Origin of the sequence: Thioalkalivibrio sp. ALE28 (genome assembly GCF_000377425.1) — a bacterium.
Lineage (GTDB): Bacteria > Pseudomonadota > Gammaproteobacteria > Ectothiorhodospirales > Ectothiorhodospiraceae > Thioalkalivibrio.
The window spans coordinates 54,267-73,169 of the sequence record NZ_KB898106.1; the positions used below are offsets into that span (position 1 = coordinate 54,267).

Genomic DNA, 18,903 nt, shown 5'->3' on the forward strand with positions numbered 1-18,903 from the left:
GCAGCGGCCCGGCACGGGGGAACATCTGACCATGGACGCCCCGCGCGCCATCCTGATCGCCCTCCTCGGGGCCCTGCTGTTCCTGAGTCCGCTGGTGATCTGGGTCGCCCATCTGAGCCCCGCCTGGTGGTGGCCATTCGCCGCCTGGGCAATCTTCATCCTGGCCATCGCGGCCCTGAGCCGGGGCGGTCGCCGTGACCCTTAGCCTCGGCCTGCTCTATGCCGTGGGCGTGGCCTACCTGGCCCTGCTGTTCGGCATCGCCTTCCTGGCCGACCGCGTCCCCCGGGTCGGCCGGCTGGCGGCAAACAGCTGGGTCTTCAGCCTGTCGCTGGGGGTCTACGCGACCTCCTGGACCTTCTACGGCAACCTCGGCTTTCTGGCCGACCAGGGCTATCTGTACCTGACAATCTACCTGGGCGTAACCCTGGCCTTCGCCGCCACGCCCTGGCTGCTGCGCCCCATCCTGCGCGTGACCCGCGAACAGCAACTGACCTCGCTGGCCGACCTGTTCGCCTTTCGCTACCGCAGTCGCCTGACCGGACCGGTGGTGGCCCTGTTCATGCTGGCCGGCGTGCTTCCGTACATCGCCCTGCAGATCAAGGCGGTGGCCGAGTCCGCCGCGGTCCTGACCGCGGAAACCCCGCCCCACCTGCTCGCCCTGACCTTCAGCGCCACCATCGCACTGTTCGCGATCCTGTTCGGGGCCCGCCACATCGCCCCGCGCGAGAAGCACGCCGGCCTGGTGCTGGCCATCGCCTTCGAATCCATCGTCAAGCTGATCGCCATCCTCGGCATCGCGGCGGTGGCCCTGTACGCGGTGTTCGGCGGTTTCAGTGGCCTCGACGACTGGCTGGCCGCGCACCCCGAGGCGGTCGATGCGCTGTACGCCCCGGTACGCGAGGGTGGCTGGTTCGCGATGATGATTCTCGCCTTTGCCGCGGCCTTCCTGCTGCCGCGCCAGTTCCACATGCTGTTTACCGAGAACATCAACCCGCAGGCCCTGACCACCGCCGCCTGGGCCTTCCCGGCGTTCCTGCTGCTGCTGAACCTGCCGATGCCGATCCTCTACTGGGCCGGCGAGGCGGTCGGCCTCGGCATCTCGCCGAACTACTACGCCATCGGGATCGCCGGACTGCTGGAGTCGCCCAGCCTGGCGCTGCTGGTCTTTATCGGCGGCCTGTCCGCCGCCAGCGCCATGATGATCGTGACCACCCTTGCGCTGGCCCACATGGGGACCAACTACCTCTCGCCGCTGACCCGGCTGCACGAAGAGGAACGCAGCGCCAACATCTATACCCGCCTGCTCTGGGGGCGGCGCATCTGGATCGTGTTCATCATCGGACTGGGCTATGCCTTTTACGGCCTGTTGCAGGTGGTCGAGGGGCTGGCGCAGCTGGGGCTGATCTCGTTCGCCGCGGTGGCCCAGCTGCTGCCGGGCCTGATCGGTCTGATGCTGTGGAAACAGGCGACTCGGGTCGGCTTCCTGCTCGGACTGGCCGCAGGCATCGCCGGCTGGGCCTTCACCCTGGTGATGCCGCTATTGTCGGATGCCGGCATCGCCACCGGACTGCCGGACCCGCAACAGTGGCTGCTGGCCGGGATGCTGGACCCGTGGACCTTCGCCCTGATGCTGAGCCTGGGCATCAACGCCCTGCTGTTCGTGATCGGGTCGCTGCTGACCCGCCCCAACCGCGAGGAGATCGAGGCCGGCCGAGCCTGCTGCCCCAACGAGTCCACCGGGGCCGGGGCCGGCCTGCCCCTGGCTGGCGACGTGACCGAGATGGAAACCGCCCTGGCGGCCACCCTGGGGCCGGGTGCCGCGCATCACGAGGTCCAGCGCGCACTTGACGACCTCGGCCTGCCGCGGCACACGCGCTCGCGCAGCGACCTGCGCCACCTGCGCGAACGTATCGAGCGCAACCTGTCCGGTCTGCTCGGGCCGGTTCTCGCGCGCATGATCGTCGACCAGCACCTGCGCCTGGATGCCGCCGGACGCCAGACCCTCAGCGAGAGCCTGCGGCGCATCGAGGAGCAGCTGGAGACCCGTTCCCTGCCACTGTCCGGTCTGGCCGCCGAACTGGATGCCCTGCGCCGCTTTCATCGCCAGATCCTGCACGAGCTGCCGCTGGGGGTGGCCAGCCTGACCAATAGCGGCGAGATTACCGGCTGGAACCAGGCGCTGGCGCAACTCACCGGTGTGGCCACCGAGGACGCCGTGGGCCAGAACATCGGCCGGCTCGACAGCCCCTGGAGCGGCCTGCTGACGGCCTTCCTCGAGAGCCCGGACCGGCAGTGGTACAAGCTGAACGTGGATCTGCCCGCCGGCAATCGCCGCCTCAACCTGCACCGTTCCGAGCTGCAGGATGCCCATGGCCAGGTGGAGGGGCGCGTGGTCCTGATCGAGGACGTAACCGAGCGCGCCCAGCTCGAGTCCGAGATCGCCCACGGCGACCGCCTGGCCTCCATCGGCCGCTTTGCCGCCGGGGTCGCCCACGAGATCGGCAATCCGCTGACCGGGATCGCCTCGCTGGCCCAGACCCTGCCGCTGGAGGATGATCCCGACGAGATCCGCGGCATCGCCGACGACATCCTCGCGCAGACCCGGCGCATCAATGCGATCGTGCAGTCCCTGATCACCTTCGCCCACGCCGACGAGGGGCCGTCCGCGGGGCACTTCGAGACCATCGCGCTGGACGAGCTCCTGGCCGAGGCCATTCGCCTGACGCGCCTGGCCGGGCGCAAGGACCTGCAGTTCTCCACCATGGGCCTGGAGGGGCTGCATGTCCGCGGGTCGCATGCCACGCTGCTGCAGGTCTTCATCAACCTGCTGACCAACGCCGAGCAGGCCTCGCCCGAGGGTTCCACGGTCGTGATCGCCGCGCGCGTCCATGGCCGCCACATCCAGATCACCATCGACGATGCCGGCCCCGGGATCGACGAATCCAGTCTGGAGCGCCTGTTCGAGCCCTTCTTCACCACCAAGCCGGCCGGTCAGGGCACCGGCCTGGGCCTGCCGGTGGCCTACAGCATCGTGCGCGACCACGGTGGTACCCTGATGGCCGCCAACCGCCCCGAGGGTGGGGCCCGATTCCTGCTCATGCTGCCGCACCAAGACCGATGACCCGCATCCTGCTCGTAGACGACGAAGCCCCGATCCGCCGCGCCGTGCGCCGGTTCCTGGAGCATCACGGCTTCGAGGTCGGCGTTGCCGAGAACCTGGCCGAGGCGCGCGCCCTGGCCGCGGCCGACCCCTACGACCTCCAGCTGGTGGATCTGCGCCTGCCGGACGGCGAGGGCATCGAGCTGCTGCCCGAGTTCACCCGCTCGCCCACGGTCATCATGACCAGCTACGCATCGGTCCCCTCGGCGGTGAACGCGATGAAAGAGGGCGCGGCCGACTACATCGCCAAGCCCTTCGACCACGACGCCCTGTTGCTGACCCTGCGCGCCGCCCTGCGCGAACGCGAGGCGCGCGACCGCCTCCCGCCCGAGCCGCCCGACGCCGGGACCGAAACCCTCAGTCACCCGGGCCTGGGCCTGATCGGCGACAGCCCCGCGATGCAGCGGCTGCGCGACCAGATCCGGCGCGTGGCGGCCACGCACTCCACCGTGCTGCTGCGGGGGGAATCCGGCACCGGCAAGGAGCTCGCCGCACGCGCCCTGCATGAACTGAGCCCGCGCGCCGGGGGGCCCTTCGTGGCCGTCAACTGCGCCACCATCCCGGAGGGCCTGGTGGAGGCCGAGCTGTTCGGGCACGCCCAGGGCGCCTACACCGGGGCGGTCAAGGCCCGCACCGGCCTGATCCAGAGCGCCCATGGCGGCACCCTGTTCCTGGACGAGATCGGCGAACTCGCGCCGGCGGCCCAGGCGCGCCTGCTGCGCGTGCTGCAGGACGGCGAGATCCGTCCGGTGGGCGCCAACGAGAATCAGAAGGTCGACGTGCGCCTGCTGGCCGCGACCCATCGCGATCTGGAGGGCATGATCGAGGATCAGGCCTTTCGGGCCGACCTCTACTACCGCCTGCGGGTACTGGAGCTGGCGATCCCGCCCCTGCGCGAGCGGCGCGAGGACATCCTGCCGCTGGCGCAGCATTTCCTCGAGGGGCTGGCCGGATCGGGAACGGTCCCCCGCCTGACGCAAGCGGCGCGGGATGCCCTGGAGGCCCAGGACTGGCCGGGCAACGTGCGCGAACTGGCCAATGCCCTGGAGCGCGGATGGGTCCTCTGTCCCGATGGACACATCGCGCCGGAGCACATGGGCCTGGAGGCCCCGGACGCCGGCGCGGCCGGGGAACACCCCAACCCGGCCTTCCCGACGCGCCGCAAGCCCCGGGGCTCGAGCCTGAACGAGTACTTCCGCCAGTTCGTGCAGGAGAACCAGGACCGCATGACCGAAACGGAACTCGCGCGGGCGCTGGGCATCAGCCGCAAGACACTGTGGGAACGCCGTCAGCGCGAAAATCTGCCGCGACCACGCACCTGAACCCGCCGCTGTGGCCGAGGCCCCCGAGTTCCGACGAGTCTTCCTCGCCCTGTGGCCCGACACGGCCACACGCGAACGACTGGATCGGCTGGGACGCACCCTGGATGGTCCCGGCCGTCCGATCCCGCCCGAACATCTGCATCTGACGCTGGCCTTCGCCGGCACAGTTCCCGCCGGGCAGGCCGATTGCCTGGCCGGTCACCTCGGGAGCCTCGCCAGCGACCCACTGGAACTGACCCTGGACCGACTGGGGCACTTCGCGCGGCCGCGCATCACCTGGGTCGGCCCCGACGATCCGCCGGCGGCCCTCCTGGACCTCGCGGATCGGGCCCATGCCCTCTGCCGGGAGTGCGGCATCGACACCGGCCCGCCCCGCCCGTTCCGGCCTCACGTTTCGCTGCGCCGCCACGCGGCGCCGCCCGCCCGGGAGCGGATCGAAACGCCGCTGTACTGGGCGACGGACACGATTGCCCTGATCGAGTCCGGCCGCGACGGGCATCCCGGGCCCTACCGCATCCTCGCCCGGACGTAAGGCGGGCCCGCTTCGGGCCCTCCCGGACGAAGCGCGATGTCCCGGGCCGCCGCGATCAGTCCACCGGCGGGAGATTGCCCGTTTCTGCCGGGTCCGCCGGCTCTGCCGGATCGGCGGGTTCGGCCGGGCGGTTACCGGTGTCCGGCCGCGTCGGGGTCTGGTCCCCCAGCGGAGGCGCATCCGCGCCGCGGGGCTGACGCTGCTGGCCCAGCGGCGGCGCGTCCTGGGGCTGCCCCTGTCCTTGCGGCTGCCCCTGGCCACCGGGCGGCTGGCCCTGCCCCTGAGGCGCGGTCGGCGCGCCGCCCTGACCGGGGGCCGGCTGACCACCGCGCTCCATCTGGCCCGGGGCCTGCTGTCCCTGGCCCGGCGGCTGGCCGGGTGCCTGCTGTGGATGCCCTGGGGGCATGCCCTGACCACGCTCCTGGCCCTGGCCGCGCGGCATACCCTGACCGTGCTCCTGGCCCTGGCCGCGCGGCATGCCGCCGTGCCCCGGGGTGTCCTGCCCGCCCGCCGGAGGGGCACCCCGCTCGGCGGGGGGTGTACCCTGGCCCATGCCCCCCTGCTGGCCGCCTTGCTGCGCCTGGGCATGGGCCGTTCCCACGGCGAAGAGCGAGCCAAGGGCAATGATCAATGCGGTACTGCGAAACCGGGTCATGGGAAACTCCTTGCGGCCGTGAAGCCATTGGTTCAGGCCCCCGGTGATAGCAGCCGAGCCCCGCGCCCCCCAAGGCGCAGGGGCGAGTTCCCGGGCATTTCGTGAAGTACTTCACTGCATGGAGGCTGCCTGACTGCCCCGCCGGATCAATTCTTCAAGGCGACGGGCACAGTAAACATCAGCAATCCGTAGTCCGACTCGTACTGTTCCTTGAACCGGGCCGCGATCCGCTCGCACAGCTCCGACGAGGCCACGACCTCCAGCTTGATGTTGCCGCCGGCCCGCCAGTTGCCCCGGCGCTTGCCGTGCCGGCCCCAGCCGCGTGCGTCGGTCACCGTGTAGCCGGCCGCCCCCATGGCGCGTACCTCGTCGATCAGCATCTCCTCCAGGATCGCCTCGGCCACCACCGTCAGCAGGTACATGTCATCGCCTTGCATCGAGCTAGCCTCCGAGCGAATAAAGGGTCTGGGCCATCCAGAAATACAGCGGAACGCCCAGGAAGATATTGAACGGGAACGTCACACCCAGCGAGGCCCCGATCGACAACGCGGGGTTGGCCTTGGGCACGGCAATGCGCATCGCGGCCGGCGCCGCGATGTACGACGCACTGGCATACAAGGTGGCCAGCAGCAGCGTGCCCCCCAGGCTCATGCCCAGGCCCCATCCGAGAAGGATCCCGAGGATCGCGGAGACGATCGGCATGACGATCGCAAAGACGATGAGGAACAGCCCGTACTGGCGGACATCCGCGATGCGGCTGGAGGCCACCAGCCCCATCTCCAGCAGGAACAACGCCAGCACCCCCTTGAACAGATCAAAGAACATCGGCTCCAGCGGTTCGATGTGCACCGGGCCGGCAATGAACCCGATCACCAGACCACCGGCCAGCAGGAAGATGCTCTTGCCGAAGAAGACCTCGTGCAGGGTCTTGCCCCAGCGGGTCGGGCCCTTGCTGCCCATGCGCGCCAGCAGGATCCCGATGATCAGCGCCGGCATCTCCAGGAGAACGAGAAACACCACCATGTGGCCCTCGTAATCGAGATCGCGGGACGCCAGGAACGCGACCGCCACGGAGAAGGTCACCACCGAGACCGAGCCGTAATGCGCGGCAATGGATGCGGAATCCGCCCGCGGCATGCGCCCCAGCCAGCGCAGGACGGGGAACGCCATCAGCGGGATCAGCGAGCCTGCGGCCAGCACCGCCAGCCCGGGCAGCAACAGCGGCAGGAGCTCGCTCTCGGCCAGCTTTACCCCACCCATCAGTCCGATCGCCAGCAACAGGTAGATCGACAGGGCCTCGTAGATCGCCATCGGGATCTTCAGATCCGACTTGGCCAGCCCCGCGACCGCCCCGAGCAGGAAAAACAGTACGACCGGATCGAACGCCATGGCCCCTCCCCCAGGGAACATTGCGCTCTGCTCCCCTGACAACCCGGCGCTCAACGCGCCACATGGACGAGTGCATGCTACCGCGCCGCCCTCTTTCGCCCAAGCACCAAACCGCGCATGCTGGAAAAAAGCGCGCTCGGAGGGACACCATGGCACGCCGAATCCTGATCCTTCAGGGCCATCCCGATCCAGCCGGCGGACACCTCGACCACGCCCTGGCCGATGCCTGCCGCGAGGGCGCGGAGCAGGCGGGCCGCCCCGTCGAGGTCCTGAACATCGCGCAGCGCGACTTCCCGCTGCTCCATAATCAGGCCGAATTCCTCGACGAGACCGTGCCCCCGGCCATCCTCGAGGCCCAGGAGGCAATCGAGGCCGCAGACCACCTGCTACTGATCTACCCGCTGTGGCTGGGCGACATGCCGGCAGTGGTGAAGGGCTTCCTCGAACAGGTGTTCCGGCCCTCCTTTGTGGCCGATGGCGACATGAACCGGCTGCGCCACACCCGCCTGCAGGGTCGCTCGGTCCGCATCGTGGTCACCATGGGCATGCCAGCGCTGGCCTATCGCTGGTTCTACCGCGCCCACAGCCTGAAGAGCCTGGAACGCAATGTGTTCCGCTTCTGCGGCTTCGGGCCGGTGCGCCACACGCTGATCGGCCAGAACGGGGGCGATGCCACGACACGCCAGCGCTGGCTCGACCACCTGCGCGAACTGGGCCGCCAGGCAAAGTAGGCAGCCCGCGTCACGGGATCATTGCCGGCCTCGGTAGCGGTCACCCGTGTTTCCTTGTTTTTCCCGTCGGCCTTCTAAGCTCGGGGGAAACCTCAGCGAAAATTCCGCGACCGGAGGCCGCCATGTACAGAATCATCGCGGGGCTCGCCATGGGCCTGGTACTCGTCCCCGGGCTGGCCGCAGCGCAGGACTCCGGACCCGTGCTCGACCCCAGCGGGGTCAACCCGGGCTGGGTGGAACCACCCGAGTGGTTCAAGCTCTCGTTCCTCGACCTGCAGGAAGACGTCGAGGAGGCCGCCGCCGAGGATCGCCGGGTGCTGCTCTACTTCCTGCAGGATGGCTGTCCCTACTGCGAACGGCTGGTGCGCGACAACTGGGGCCAGCGTGAGATCGCCGACCTGACCCGGACACACTTCGACGTGATCGCCATCAACATGTGGGGCGACCAGCCAGTGACCGACCTGGAGGGCAACGAGACTACCGAGCGCCGCATCGCCGAGGATTTGCGGGTGCAGTACACCCCGACCCTGATCTTCCTGGACGAGCAGGGCGATCAGGTGATTCGCGTCAATGGCTACTACCCACCCCACCAGTTCCGGGCGCTGCTGGAATGGGCCGGAAAGGGCCTCGAAGACGAGATGAGCGCGAGCGAATACTACGCCCGCCTCGACCCGCCGGAGGCCAGCGGCGAGCTGCACGACCAGCCCTTCTTCCTGGATCCGCCGGACAACAACCTGCAGACGATCGCCCGCGAGTCCGATCGCCACCTGCTGGTCCTGTTCGAGCAGCCACACTGCCCTGCCTGCGACGAATTGCATCAGGACATCTTCCCGCAGGAGGCGACCCTGGAACAGGTCGAAAACCTGGACGTCGTCCGCCTCGACCGCTATTCGGAGGAGGACCTGATCGCACCGGACGGCCAGGTCACCACCCCGCGCGACTGGGCCCGCGACCTCGATGTGAAGTACAGCCCCGCCTTCGTCTATTTCGACAGCGATGGCGAAGAGGTCTTCCGCGCGGACGCCTATTTCCGGGCCTTCCATGTACAGTCAGTGATGGAGTACGTGCACTCCGGGGCCTACCGCGAACAACCCAACCTGCAGCGCTTTATCCAGGCACGCGCCGACCGGCTGTACGAGGAAGGCGTGGAGGTCGAACTCTGGTAGGGACGCGCCGGCCCGATTGCGGCGGCCAGGGCAGACCGGCGCTCAAAGCGTCTGCTGCAGAACCGACATCGGCTGCGGTCGACCAAAAAGGTAGCCCTGCGCATAGTCGCAGCCCAGCTCGCGCAGGATATCGGCCTGTTCCCGGGTCTCCACGCCTTCGGCGAGGACGGCCAGGTCCATCGCCCGGGCCATGCTCACCACTGCGGTAGCAATCTCCCGATCCGCCGCGTCTTCCGCCAGATCCTGGACCAGAGAGCGATCCAGCTTCAGCTTGTGGATCGGCAGGCGCTTGATGGTCGCCAGATTCGAGCAACCGGTGCCGAAATCGTCCACCGCGACCCGGCCACCCTCGGTCCCCAGCTGCAGCAACACGCGATACAGCTCCTCGGGGCTCTGCGACAAGGCACTCTCGGTCAGTTCGAACTCGATGCGATCCACCGCAACGTGGTGCGACCTGGCGATCCCGCTGAGCACAGCCGCAAAATCCGGCTGCCCCTCCAGCGCGGGGCGCACCTGCAACGGGGATACGTTCACGGCAAACGACAGGCTGTCGCAGTCGCAGGCAAGCGGCTCCGAGGACAGCAGCGCCACTTCGCGCATGGCCTGCTCGAATACCCCGATGCCCAGCTCCTCGATCAACCCGGAGCGTTCCGCCAGCGGGATGAACACATCCGGCCGGACGAAACTCCCGTCCGGGCGCTGCCAGCGCGCCAGCGCCTCCAGCCCGACCACCCGTCCGGAACCCAGCTCCACCTGCGGCTGCCAGTCGAGGGTGATCCGGCCTTCCGCGATGGCAAGGCGCAATTCCGAGGTCAGCCGCACCCGTTCCACGAACCGGTCATAGCCCGACGCGGAAAAGAACCGGTAACCGGAATGAGGGTCCGCCTTGGCCTCGTACAGGGCGTTGTCCGCCGCCATCAGCAGGCTTTCGGCGCTGTCCGCATCATGCGGAAACAGGGCGATCCCAATGCTGGCCGAGGTGCGCACCGCATCGCCGGTCGCCGCCAGTGCGAATTCGCGATTGACCCCCTCGAGCACCCGCTGGACCACCCCGCTCACGGAATCCGTGTCATCGCAGTCCGGCAGCAGCAGGGTGAACTCGTCACCGCCGAACCGCGCCACACTGTCCACCTCGCGCACCGCGCTGCGCAGCGCGTCGGCGACATTCCGCAGCAGCTCGTCACCGGCCGCATGCCCGCGCGTGTCGTTGATCTCCTTGAAACCATCCAGGTCCACGAACACCACCGCCAGGCCCTTGCCGTCCCGCCGGGCATCGCGCAGGCCCTGCTCCAGGCGATCCATGAACAACTGCCGGTTCGGCAGACCGGTCAGGGCATCGTGATAGGCGAGATAGCGCAGCCGCTCGCGCATCTCGAGATGCCGGGTGGTGTCCGAAAACACCCCGACAAAATAGTGGATCTCGTCGTCCTCGCCTCGAATCGCGTTGATGTGCAGCCATTCCGGGTACACCTCGCCATCCTTGCGGCGGTTCCAGATCTCGCCTTCCCAGGCATCGGTCTGCTGCAGGCTCTGCCACATCGCGGCGTAGAAGGCCGGGTCCTGTACGCCGGAGTGGAGGAGCGCGGGTGTCTCGCCCACCGCCTCCTCGCGCGACCAGCCGGTGGTGCGCTCGAAGGCGGGGTTCACCTGGACAATGCGCTGGCGGGCATCGGTGACCATGATGCCCTCGCTGGTGGAGTCGAACACGGCGGCGGCGATCCGCTTCTGCTCCAGCTCGTGGCGGTAATCCTCCAGCAGGGCCTCCAGGTCCCGGCGTTGCTGCTGCTCGCGATGCATCAGCGCATCCGCGATCGAAAGCCGCGATACCACGCCCGCGAAGGCACCGTCTTCATCGCCCACCGCCAGATAATCCACCCCGCGTCGGTCCATCTCCCGCAAGGCATCACCAAGCGGCAGATCATGCGGTGTGGGAGGATCAGCGCGCTGTACAAGCAGGTCGGCGAAGATCCGCTTGGGGAACAGCGCCGCCGCCCGTCCGGTCACCAGGCCCCGGTACTCGCCCTCCTCGCCCATCACCACAAACACCGCGTGCTCCCCCGTACGGGCCACGATGTCGAAGCAGTCGAAGGCATCAACCCGCCGCGCGCGCGAGTCGATGCATTCCAGGAGCCCCAGTTCATTCATGCCCTATCGCTCCATTTCCAGATCCACCTCCACCTGGAGGTCCAGCTGGATGATCTCGTCGGCCCCCATCAGCGGCTTGATCTCCCCGAGCACGAAGCGACGCACCTGGTCCTCCGGAATCTTGCGCAGGATCGAACTGCGGACCAGGATGTCGCCGATCACGTCATCCTCGATCTCCACATGCCCGAACGAGCGCACCGACAACAGCTCCAGCGCCCGACCCACCGCCACATGCCCGATCGGAGACTCGCGCCCCAGGACCAGGCCGTCATCGATCGGCGGCAGCACGAATTCCCGCAGACTCGCCCGGATCCGGTGGCGCCGCTGATAGCGTTCTTGCGAGGACATTGCCCGACCTCCATGCATTTGCGAAAAATCGCTTGTCGGCTATCGCACCGATCCAGCGCATGGATGGACACGCACTCCTCGGCCAGCGGTCCAGGGCGCCGCGAACACCCTGCAGTGCCCAGGGAAACCCCGCACCGGCAGGAGTACGCCCTGCGTCCTAACCCGAACTCGGCAGGATCCGCGGGAGGTTCACCACAAACGCCCCGCCACCCAGCGCGCCATTATTGCGCAGCTCGACAAAACCTGTATGCGATAGATCATATAAACGCGAATCGTCGTCACCCCCGCCCGCCGGGGGGTTGCCGTGCAACTGGGCGACCACCGCGCAGAAATAGAGCCCCAGCCCGGTACGGCCCGCCGAACGATCCAGCACCCCCTGCTGGTCCGCATCGCGACGCCCCAGCATGGCCTCGGGAAACCCGGGACCGTCGTCCTCGATGCCAATGCGCAGCCAGTCGGCATCACGCGTCGCGCTCAGCAGGATGTGGCCAACGGTGTAGCATATCGTATTGGTGATCACATTTTCCAGCAGCCCGCCCATCAGTTCGGCATCCAGGGGCCAGATCAGGTCCTCGTCGCAGTCGATCTCGCAGACCACGCCGCGATAGTCCATCAGCGGTTTCTGGCGCAGGGCCTGTTCTTCCAGCAGGTCATACACCGGCGTGGGGGCAAACTGGGGGGTATAGAAGCCTTCGTTGCGGCGGTACAGGGTGAGCAACTGCACCAGGGTGTCGTTGACGCGCTGCGCCTCGTACTGCAGGTGGATCAGGCGCTCGCGCTCGCAGCGGCACTCGCCGGTGTCCGGATCCACCAGATCGGAGATCGTATTGATGACCGCGTTCAGTGAGCCCTTCATGTCGTGGATGCCGATCGCCATCAGCGTGTTGAAATCCACTCGGTTCACATTGCCTCCTCCGCCTTCCTGCGATTACCCGCCAGGGGACCCAACGCCCCTCGCGATGAACGTCCGCGTCGGGATGGTCCTTCCGTTCAGGCCGCCACGCTGCCCCGCGCCCTGACGCCGCTTCGCCAGCAGGGCCGGCTCCCGGATGCCCCGGTGCACCGACCGGGGCCCAGCCGCAGCGGGACTCGATCCAGATCGCCACCCCGAGCCTGGATGACCCGATACACACCGGTCACGACTGCACCCCGAGTGCCTCCAGCACGCGCTGGAGCGGTTTGCGGACCGGTTCCGGCATCGCCTCGTCGGGGAGCGCCTCCAGCTCGCGCAGGGCACTGTCCCTCTCGTCACTCGCCCCGCCGGCGGCCAGCCGCAGGCGGGCCAGCACCGAATACCAGGCGCGTTCCGGATGACTGGCGAAATCCCGGTCCAGGTCGCGGATCGCCTGACGTGCGTTGCGGCTGGCGCCGCTGGCGATCAGCGCTGCGATACGACCCGCCGCATCGGCGGGATGGGACTGGCCCATCTGGCGGGCAATGCGGATCGCGCGCCGCCAGGCCTGCAGGGCCAGCTCGGCATCGCCGTGCACCAGGGCCAGCTCGCCCAGGAAGCGCTGCCGGGCCAGCGACTTGGGGGAACGCTCCGCCGCAATGCGCAGGACCTCCATGGCCTCGGGACCGTGACCCTGCCGCTCCAGCAGACGGGCCAGGTGGTCGTGGGCAGGCATGAACTGCGGGGTCTCGCGCATCACCTCGCGATACCCGGCCTCGGCCGCCTCGGCATCCCCGGCCTGTGCATCCAGGTCGGCCAGCAGCACCCCCGCCCAGGCCGGCCGCGAATCCTCCCAGGAGGCCGTCGCAGCTTCACGGGCCAGGGACAGGTCGCCAGTATTCCAGGCCCAGAGCGCCCGCAGGCGCAGCAGGTCGGCCACGCGACCCTCGCCGTCCCGAAGCATGCGGCCTGCCTCGCGGATCGCGCCCTCCAGATCGCCGAGGCGCAGGAACGGATCGAGATGCTTCAGGGCCTGCTTGCGGCGCAGCCCGCGCGCCAGCCGGACCGCCAGCAGGTCCTTGCTGAACGGTTTCGACAGGTAGCCATCCGGCATGCTCTCGACCGCCCCCATCACCATGTCGCTGGTGGTCTCCGCCGTCACCATGATGAACAACGTCGAGAGGTCGATCAGCCGGCGCTCGCGCACCACATCCAGCACCTGCTGGCCATCCAGGCCCTCGCCCAGGTTGTAGTCGCACAGCACGATCTCGTAGCGGCGGCGCTGCATCTTGTCGACGGCATCCTCGCCGTCCACCGCCATGTCGATGTCCTCGTAGCCCGCAGTCAGCAGCATCTGCCGCAGGGTGCTCCGCATGTTATGGAAATCATCCACCACCAGGACCGGCATCCGAGCCTGGCCCCCCAGGGGTGCATTCCCCACAGCATTGCCAATGGTTGTACGTGTCATGCGTACCAGTCTGGCGCAGAGCTGGCGATTTGCCCAGCATCGGGGCGTGCGCGTCGACGCAGGACAGCGTCCGGGGGTTCCTCGGTCAACACGCCCCGGCCAGTGACGCACTTTTCCGCTGCACGGGCACGCGGCAGAGGCAGCGCGCAATCAGTACACTCGCAGCAACTCCTGTTCGGCGGCGCTGCGTGAACCACAACGACCACCCCCTGAACGAAGTACCGGAGCTCAGCCGCAAGGGCTTCTGGTCGATAACCGTGGTGCTGTTCGGGTTCACCTTCTTCACCTCGACCCTGTGGGCTGGCGGCTCCCTGGGGCTGGCCTTCGATTTCGGCGAACTGATGCTGGTCATCGCGCTGGGCAACCTGTTGCTGGGCACCTACGCGGCGCTGCTCGCCTACATCGGGTGCAGGAGCGGGCTGCATACGGTACTCATGGGGCGCTTCTGCTTTGGCGAATGGGGCAGCAAGCTCTCCGACATCTTGCTGGCCTTTACGCAGATCGGCTGGTACGCGTGGGGAACGGCCACCGTCGCGCTGATCCTCGTCGAGACCACCGCGCTACCGGAAACGCTGGAAACCACCCTGATGGTGCTGTTCGGCTTCGCCTTCTGTATCACTGCGATGGTCGGCTACCGGGGTCTCGACTGGCTCTCCCGCGTGGCGGTACCGGTCATGCTGGCGTTCGTCCTGATCACGCTGCTCACCGGCATCGGCGAGGCGGGTGGCCCCGCCAGCCTGCTGGGGCTTGAATCGGCGACGCAGATGGATTTCGGCGCCGCCCTCACCATCGTGATCGGCACCTTTGTTGGCGGTGCAACCCTCGCCATCAACTGGACCCGCTTCGCCCGCACCCCGCGCATTGCGGTCATCGCGACCCTGGCGGCCTTCGTGCTGGGAAACGGACTGATGGTCCTGACCGGCGCACTCGGCGCCCTGATCTACCACGAGGCCGACATCGTCCACGTCATGCTGGCGCAGGGCTTCGTGACGATCACGGTACTGATGCTCCTGCTGAACATCTGGAGCACCCAGGACAACACCATCTACAACTTCGGCGTGGCCGGCTGCAATCTGCTGCGCACCCAGCGCCGGCGGCTAGTCACCGTGCTCGGGGCCGCGATCGGCACGGCGCTCGCGGTCGCCGGGATGCATGACTATCTAGTGCCGTTCCTGATCCTGCTGGGGACCTTCATCCCGCCGCTCGGCGGCGTGATCGTCGCCGACTTCTGGCTGCGCCATCGCGGGCAGTACCCCCGCCTGGACTCGGCCCGCCTGCCCGGGCTCTACTGGCCCGGGCTGCTGGCGTACGCGGCGGGATCCGCCGCGGCGTACTACGCACCCGTGGTACCTCCTCTGCTGGGCGTGATAGTGGCAACGGCTGCCTACGCCGTCCTGATGGCTCCCGCCTCGCCCGCCGCGTGGCGCCCGCGCCAGGGAAGTGCGGATTAGAGCCTGATCAAAGCCCTGGCAGATCCGGGCTCGGCGGCGTTGGCGGTTCGGGGAGATCGGACGGGTCCGGCAACGGCGCGTCGTCCGGGGACGGCGGCGAGGACGGCTCTGGGGCCCGCGGGAGATCGGGACGCGGGTCGCCACGGCGCTGCCCGGGCGGGGTGCCGCCATGGCCGGGCGGCAGGTCACCCGCAGCCGGCGTGTCGCCACTGGCGCCCGGGGCGCCCGTCGGCGGGCCGCCCGCCGGCTGCGCCTGGACACTGCCGAACGCCAGGAGGGCGCTCACGAACGAGGCCTGCATCAAGGAACGCAAGGGGGGCTTCATGCCACACACTCCTTTTGTGGTTGCCTGACCCTGGGGCGGTCGTGCGGGCCCATGGTTCCCGGCGGCATTCGGCTCTGCCAAGGCCGTCACACCATGGACCAGCGTTTCGCTATCCCTGTACCACCAGCTGCTGGAACAGCCCACCCAGGATCACCAGGGCGAAGCCCGCGTACAGGCCGGCGACGACGTCGTCCATCATGATCCCGTGGCCGTCCTGCCACTTGTGATCGAAGTAGTTCGCCGGCCAGGGCTTGAGGATGTCGAAGATCCGGAATAGCAGGAAGCCGACGACCACCCACATCAGCCCGGCCGGGGCAAAGGCGAGCGTGATCAGCATGCCCGCCCATTCGTCCCAGACGATACCGGGGTGGTCGTGCACCCCCAGTTTGCGAGCACTCTCGCCACAGATATGGAAGCCGGCCATCACCACGATCACGGTGATCGCGATATAGGCCCATTCGGGGAAATTCATGATCGCGAAGTACAGCACCAGCGCACCCAGCGAGCCGGTGGTGCCCGGCGCCCAGCGCGACAGGCCGCTGCCGAAGCCGAAGGCCAGCAGGTGGATCGGATCGCCGAATACGGTCTTCGCCGATGGCATCTGCGGCTTGCGGCTCTTCTGCTCCGTCATGGCTACCCTGTCCCTAGTGTTCTTCGGTGTCCGCGAAATGATCGTGCCCCGCCCGCGTCACGTCCAGTCGCCGCCCGTCCGCGTCCTCGACGACCACCTCATGGCCGGCGGTGCATTCCCCGATCACGGTGAGCGGCGTATCCACGCTGAACGCAAGAAGGTCCAGCGATTCCCCAGCCGGGAGGGCGAACAGCAGCTCGTAGTCCTCGCCACCGCCAAGCGCGTAGTCACGCGCCTGCGCGTCCGGAATCTGCGCCAGTAACGAGTCCCGGGGAACGGCGGGCCAGTCGATCCGCGCGCCACAACTGGAGGCGGCACACAAATGCCCCAGGTCCGCCAGCAGGCCATCGGAGATGTCGATCGCCGCCCGCGCCCGGTTGCGCAGCGCGCGCCCCAGTCCGAGTCGGGCCCGGGGCCAGAACAGCCGTTCGCAGGCGGGCTCCTCGGCATGCACTGCGGCCGTGCCCGCAGTGCGGCGGCGGGTCTCGTGGGACAGGCCGAAGCCCGCCCCGCCCAGCGCGCCCGAGACCACCAGACGATCACCGGGTCGGGCCCCCTGACGCCGCAGGGCCTGCCCCGCCGGCACCTCCCCCAGGACCGTCACGCTGATCGCCAGCGGCCCGCGGTTGGTATCGCCGCCCACCAGCGGGATCCCGGCCTCTTCGGCCAGCGCCAGGAAACCCTGACTGAAGCCCTCCAGCCAGTCATGGTCGACCCGTGGCAGGGTCAGCGACAGCAGCGCGCCCAGCGGCTCGGCCCCCATCGCCGCCAGATCGCTGAGGTTGGAGGCCAGGGCCTTGTGGCCGAGGCTCGCCGGTGGATGATCGGGAAAGAAGTGGGTGCCCTCGACCAGGGTATCCACGGTGGCCACCAGCTCGTGCCCGCCCCGCACACCCAGCACCGCGGCATCGTCGCCAATACCCAGCCGCACGCCGTCGGCGGGCGCACGGGCCGCCGACGGCGCACCGAAATAGCGCTGGATCAGGTCGAACTCGGAGTCGGTGCCGGCCATGGCCGTGCTGCGGAGCCGCGCGAGATCAGCGCGGCGTGGCGCGCTCGGGACCGCGCAGCTCGGCGGAGAGCCGGTCCAGCACACCGTTGATGTAACGATGCGACTGCTCCGCACCGTAGCGCTTGGCCAGGCCCACGGCCTCGTTGATCACCACGCGGTAGGGCACCTCGATACGCTCGGCCAGCTCCCACTGACCCAGCCACAGCAAGGCATGCTCCACCGGGTCGAGCTGGTCCAGCGGGCGGCCAAGGTACGGCTCCATGCGGGCATCCAGGGCCTCGCGGTCGCGGGTCACGCCGATCAGCAGTTCGCGGAAATACTCGGCATCCGCCTTCGCGTGTTCCTCGTCGTCACGGAACTCGGCCAGGATGTCCTTGGGGTGGGCGCCGGTCATCTGCCAGGAGTACAGCGCCTGCATGGCGCGACGCCGCGCGAACGAGCGCGCGTGGCGCGCCCGCTGTTCGGGCGTGCTGCGCGGGCGCTTGCCGCGTGCGCCGCCCGCGCCCTTGGCGGCGGGACGGTCGGGTTGGGAGGGATTGCCAGGTTCGGTCACGTCGGTTTCGTGCTCGTGCTCGCTCAGGCGCCGCCGCGCAGCTGGCGCATCAGGCTGACCATCTCGATCGCGCCCATCGCGGCATCCGCGCCCTTGTTGCCGGCCTTGGTGCCGGCGCGTTCAATTGCCTGCTCGATGGAGTCCGTCGTCAGAACACCGAAGCTGATCGGCAGGTCCTCGGCCATCTGCACCTGGGCCAGGCCCTTGGCCGCCTCGCCGGCGACGTAGTCGAAATGCGGGGTGGAGCCACGGATCACGCAGCCCAGGGCAATGACCCCATCATACTGCCCGGAACGCGCCATCGCCTGCGCCGCCAGCGGCAGCTCGTAGGCCCCCGGCACACGGGCGATGGTCAGATTCTTTTCCTGCACGCCATGGCGCTTCAGGGTATCCACTGCGCCTTCCAGCAGGCGCTCGACGATCAGGCTGTTGAAACGCGCCAGCAGCAGGCCATAGCGATGGTCGGCGGCGTCGGTGAATACGCCTTCCAGGGTCTTGATGTCGTGCATGGTTTCATTCCGATTGAGACGGAGACGAGGCGGCCGTTCGGGGCCGACCCGCGGGGCCGAGTTGCAAAGGCCGCCTAGTGTAGCACCGCGAACCCGCGCGGTAGAGCGCGCCCGCACGAATCGCGCAGCCGCCCGCCTGCCATGGCGCTGACTGGACCTGCATTTGGCGCCGGTATGCTCAGTGGCGTCGGCCCGGCGTCCTGGCCGATCATGGCGGACCCTTGTTCATCGCTCGGTGGTTGACGGTCCCTTCGTTAGGTCGCCTGCCTCGTGGTGGCTGGTCTGGGTTCGGCATCCGGTGTTTACGTGCTTTCGGTCTACATACTGCCGTGCGCTGACTCGCCAGCGCGCCCCGAGGCACTTTCTTGCTTGCCCAAGAAAGTGAACCGCCCCGGGTTTCCCGGAGACCCGTTGGTTTGGGTCACGCTGCACGAACGGACCCCTGAACTTGTTGATGGTACTGCGCTTCGATGATTGCCGGCGGTCGATACCCGTTGGATTCCAACAGGCGTCGCCGGTTGAACCAGTCGACCCACTGGAGCGTAGCCCACTCGACGTCGCGTCGATCGTTAAGACGTCCCCAGTAGGCCCGGACCTCGGTCTTGTACAGCCC

Annotated in this window: 19 protein-coding genes and 1 pseudogene; 7 read left to right on the plus strand and 13 right to left on the minus strand. The window is 68.3% G+C overall.

Annotation, left to right across the window (positions count from 1 at the left end; translation table 11 throughout):
• The first annotated feature begins 31 nt into the window (after positions 1–31).
• Genes D105_RS15215 through thpR form a run of 4 tightly spaced genes read left to right on the plus strand, consistent with a single transcriptional unit; the run spans position 32 to position 5,015 of the window.
• Complete coding sequence (locus D105_RS15215) at positions 32–205, plus strand: hypothetical protein (RefSeq protein ID WP_018878576.1); 174 nt, start codon at positions 32–34, stop codon at positions 203–205.
• On the plus strand, positions 195–3,122 hold the full coding sequence (locus D105_RS0112260) for a sensor histidine kinase (RefSeq protein ID WP_018878577.1): 2,928 nt from the start codon (positions 195–197) through the stop codon (positions 3,120–3,122). Before D105_RS15215 ends, D105_RS0112260 begins: the two co-directional genes overlap by 11 nt.
• A complete protein-coding gene (locus D105_RS0112265) occupies positions 3,119–4,483 on the plus strand; it encodes a sigma-54 dependent transcriptional regulator (RefSeq protein WP_018878578.1) in 1,365 nt (454 codons plus the stop codon). Before D105_RS0112260 ends, D105_RS0112265 begins: the two co-directional genes overlap by 4 nt.
• Positions 4,484–4,493: 10 nt before the next feature.
• The gene (gene thpR / locus D105_RS0112270; protein ID WP_018878579.1) at positions 4,494–5,015 is read left to right on the plus strand and encodes an RNA 2',3'-cyclic phosphodiesterase; all 522 of its coding nucleotides are present in this window, start codon (positions 4,494–4,496) and stop codon (positions 5,013–5,015) included.
• 55 nt (positions 5,016–5,070) lie between these two features.
• Here thpR and D105_RS0112275 read toward each other — a convergent pair whose 3' ends face one another.
• The 3 genes from D105_RS0112275 to D105_RS0112285 all read right to left on the minus strand — a co-directional run bounded on the left by D105_RS0112275 (position 5,071) and on the right by D105_RS0112285 (position 7,059).
• On the minus strand, positions 5,071–5,670 hold the full coding sequence (locus D105_RS0112275) for a hypothetical protein (protein ID WP_018878580.1): 600 nt from the start codon (positions 5,668–5,670) through the stop codon (positions 5,071–5,073).
• Between the two features lie 146 nt (positions 5,671–5,816).
• Positions 5,817–6,107, minus strand: coding sequence for a hypothetical protein (locus tag D105_RS0112280; protein ID WP_018878581.1), 291 nt, complete (start codon positions 6,105–6,107; stop codon positions 5,817–5,819).
• A 4-nt stretch (positions 6,108–6,111) separates the two neighbouring features.
• Positions 6,112–7,059: a sodium-dependent bicarbonate transport family permease gene (locus D105_RS0112285; RefSeq protein ID WP_018878582.1), complete on the minus strand. Its 948-nt coding sequence runs from the start codon at positions 7,057–7,059 to the stop codon at positions 6,112–6,114.
• Between the two features lie 149 nt (positions 7,060–7,208).
• Between D105_RS0112285 and D105_RS0112290 the strand changes: the two genes are divergently transcribed.
• Both D105_RS0112290 and D105_RS0112295 read left to right on the plus strand, forming a co-directional pair.
• Positions 7,209–7,790 carry an NAD(P)H-dependent oxidoreductase gene (locus D105_RS0112290; protein ID WP_018878583.1) on the plus strand — a complete coding sequence of 194 codons (582 nt, stop codon included), beginning with the start codon at positions 7,209–7,211 and terminating at the stop codon, positions 7,788–7,790.
• A 122-nt stretch (positions 7,791–7,912) separates the two neighbouring features.
• The gene (locus D105_RS0112295; protein ID WP_018878584.1) at positions 7,913–8,956 is read left to right on the plus strand and encodes a thioredoxin fold domain-containing protein; all 1,044 of its coding nucleotides are present in this window, start codon (positions 7,913–7,915) and stop codon (positions 8,954–8,956) included.
• A 42-nt stretch (positions 8,957–8,998) separates the two neighbouring features.
• On the opposite strand, the gene D105_RS0112300 is transcribed toward D105_RS0112295, so the two are convergent.
• The 4 genes from D105_RS0112300 to D105_RS0112315 all read right to left on the minus strand — a co-directional run bounded on the left by D105_RS0112300 (position 8,999) and on the right by D105_RS0112315 (position 13,809).
• Positions 8,999–11,101 carry a bifunctional diguanylate cyclase/phosphodiesterase gene (locus tag D105_RS0112300; RefSeq protein ID WP_018878585.1) on the minus strand — a complete coding sequence of 701 codons (2,103 nt, stop codon included), beginning with the start codon at positions 11,099–11,101 and terminating at the stop codon, positions 8,999–9,001.
• Positions 11,102–11,104: 3 nt separating this feature from the next.
• The gene (locus D105_RS0112305) at positions 11,105–11,449 is read right to left on the minus strand and encodes a hypothetical protein (RefSeq protein ID WP_018878586.1); all 345 of its coding nucleotides are present in this window, start codon (positions 11,447–11,449) and stop codon (positions 11,105–11,107) included.
• 157 nt (positions 11,450–11,606) lie between these two features.
• Positions 11,607–12,353 carry a sensor histidine kinase KdpD gene (locus D105_RS0112310; RefSeq protein WP_155987707.1) on the minus strand — a complete coding sequence of 249 codons (747 nt, stop codon included), beginning with the start codon at positions 12,351–12,353 and terminating at the stop codon, positions 11,607–11,609.
• A gap of 232 nt (positions 12,354–12,585) precedes the next feature.
• Positions 12,586–13,809 carry a tetratricopeptide repeat-containing response regulator gene (locus D105_RS0112315; RefSeq protein ID WP_038032953.1) on the minus strand — a complete coding sequence of 408 codons (1,224 nt, stop codon included), beginning with the start codon at positions 13,807–13,809 and terminating at the stop codon, positions 12,586–12,588.
• A 188-nt stretch (positions 13,810–13,997) separates the two neighbouring features.
• Here D105_RS0112315 and codB point away from each other — a divergent pair, with 188 nt between their 5' ends.
• On the plus strand, positions 13,998–15,260 hold the full coding sequence (gene codB / locus D105_RS0112320) for a cytosine permease (protein WP_018878589.1): 1,263 nt from the start codon (positions 13,998–14,000) through the stop codon (positions 15,258–15,260).
• A gap of 7 nt (positions 15,261–15,267) precedes the next feature.
• Here the strand turns inward: codB and D105_RS14875 are convergent, their stop codons facing one another.
• The 6 genes and pseudogenes from D105_RS14875 to D105_RS15285 all read right to left on the minus strand — a co-directional run.
• The gene (locus D105_RS14875; RefSeq protein WP_081619314.1) at positions 15,268–15,585 is read right to left on the minus strand and encodes a hypothetical protein; all 318 of its coding nucleotides are present in this window, start codon (positions 15,583–15,585) and stop codon (positions 15,268–15,270) included.
• A 109-nt stretch (positions 15,586–15,694) separates the two neighbouring features.
• Positions 15,695–16,216 (minus strand): phosphatidylglycerophosphatase A, encoded by a 522-nt coding sequence (locus tag D105_RS0112325; protein WP_018878590.1) that lies wholly within the window; start codon positions 16,214–16,216, stop codon positions 15,695–15,697.
• A 13-nt stretch (positions 16,217–16,229) separates the two neighbouring features.
• Entirely contained in the window at positions 16,230–17,228 is a 999-nt protein-coding gene (gene thiL, locus D105_RS0112330) for a thiamine-phosphate kinase (RefSeq protein ID WP_018878591.1), read from the minus strand.
• Positions 17,229–17,253: 25 nt separating this feature from the next.
• Complete coding sequence (nusB, locus tag D105_RS0112335) at positions 17,254–17,781, minus strand: transcription antitermination factor NusB (RefSeq protein ID WP_018878592.1); 528 nt, start codon at positions 17,779–17,781, stop codon at positions 17,254–17,256.
• Between the two features lie 23 nt (positions 17,782–17,804).
• Positions 17,805–18,290 (minus strand): 6,7-dimethyl-8-ribityllumazine synthase, encoded by a 486-nt coding sequence (ribE, locus tag D105_RS0112340; protein WP_018875807.1) that lies wholly within the window; start codon positions 18,288–18,290, stop codon positions 17,805–17,807.
• Positions 18,291–18,711: 421 nt separating this feature from the next.
• A pseudogene (locus tag D105_RS15285) lies at positions 18,712–18,903 on the minus strand (IS3 family transposase); the annotation flags it as partial.

Coding starts and splice junctions, on each gene's coding strand:
- D105_RS15215 (WP_018878576.1), top strand. CDS start 32: ATGGACGCCCCGCGCGCCATCCTGATCGCCCTCCTCGGGGCCCTGCTG.
- D105_RS0112265 (WP_018878578.1), top strand. CDS start 3,119: ATGACCCGCATCCTGCTCGTAGACGACGAAGCCCCGATCCGCCGCGCC.
- D105_RS0112275 (WP_018878580.1), bottom strand. CDS start 5,670: ATGACCCGGTTTCGCAGTACCGCATTGATCATTGCCCTTGGCTCGCTC.
- D105_RS0112280 (WP_018878581.1), bottom strand. CDS start 6,107: ATGCAAGGCGATGACATGTACCTGCTGACGGTGGTGGCCGAGGCGATC.
- D105_RS0112285 (WP_018878582.1), bottom strand. CDS start 7,059: ATGGCGTTCGATCCGGTCGTACTGTTTTTCCTGCTCGGGGCGGTCGCG.
- D105_RS0112290 (WP_018878583.1), top strand. CDS start 7,209: ATGGCACGCCGAATCCTGATCCTTCAGGGCCATCCCGATCCAGCCGGC.
- D105_RS0112295 (WP_018878584.1), top strand. CDS start 7,913: ATGTACAGAATCATCGCGGGGCTCGCCATGGGCCTGGTACTCGTCCCC.
- D105_RS0112300 (WP_018878585.1), bottom strand. CDS start 11,101: ATGAATGAACTGGGGCTCCTGGAATGCATCGACTCGCGCGCGCGGCGG.
- D105_RS0112305 (WP_018878586.1), bottom strand. CDS start 11,449: ATGTCCTCGCAAGAACGCTATCAGCGGCGCCACCGGATCCGGGCGAGT.
- D105_RS0112315 (WP_038032953.1), bottom strand. CDS start 13,809: ATGACACGTACAACCATTGGCAATGCTGTGGGGAATGCACCCCTGGGG.
- D105_RS14875 (WP_081619314.1), bottom strand. CDS start 15,585: ATGAAGCCCCCCTTGCGTTCCTTGATGCAGGCCTCGTTCGTGAGCGCC.
- D105_RS0112325 (WP_018878590.1), bottom strand. CDS start 16,216: ATGACGGAGCAGAAGAGCCGCAAGCCGCAGATGCCATCGGCGAAGACC.
- thiL (WP_018878591.1), bottom strand. CDS start 17,228: ATGGCCGGCACCGACTCCGAGTTCGACCTGATCCAGCGCTATTTCGGT.
- ribE (WP_018875807.1), bottom strand. CDS start 18,290: ATGCACGACATCAAGACCCTGGAAGGCGTATTCACCGACGCCGCCGAC.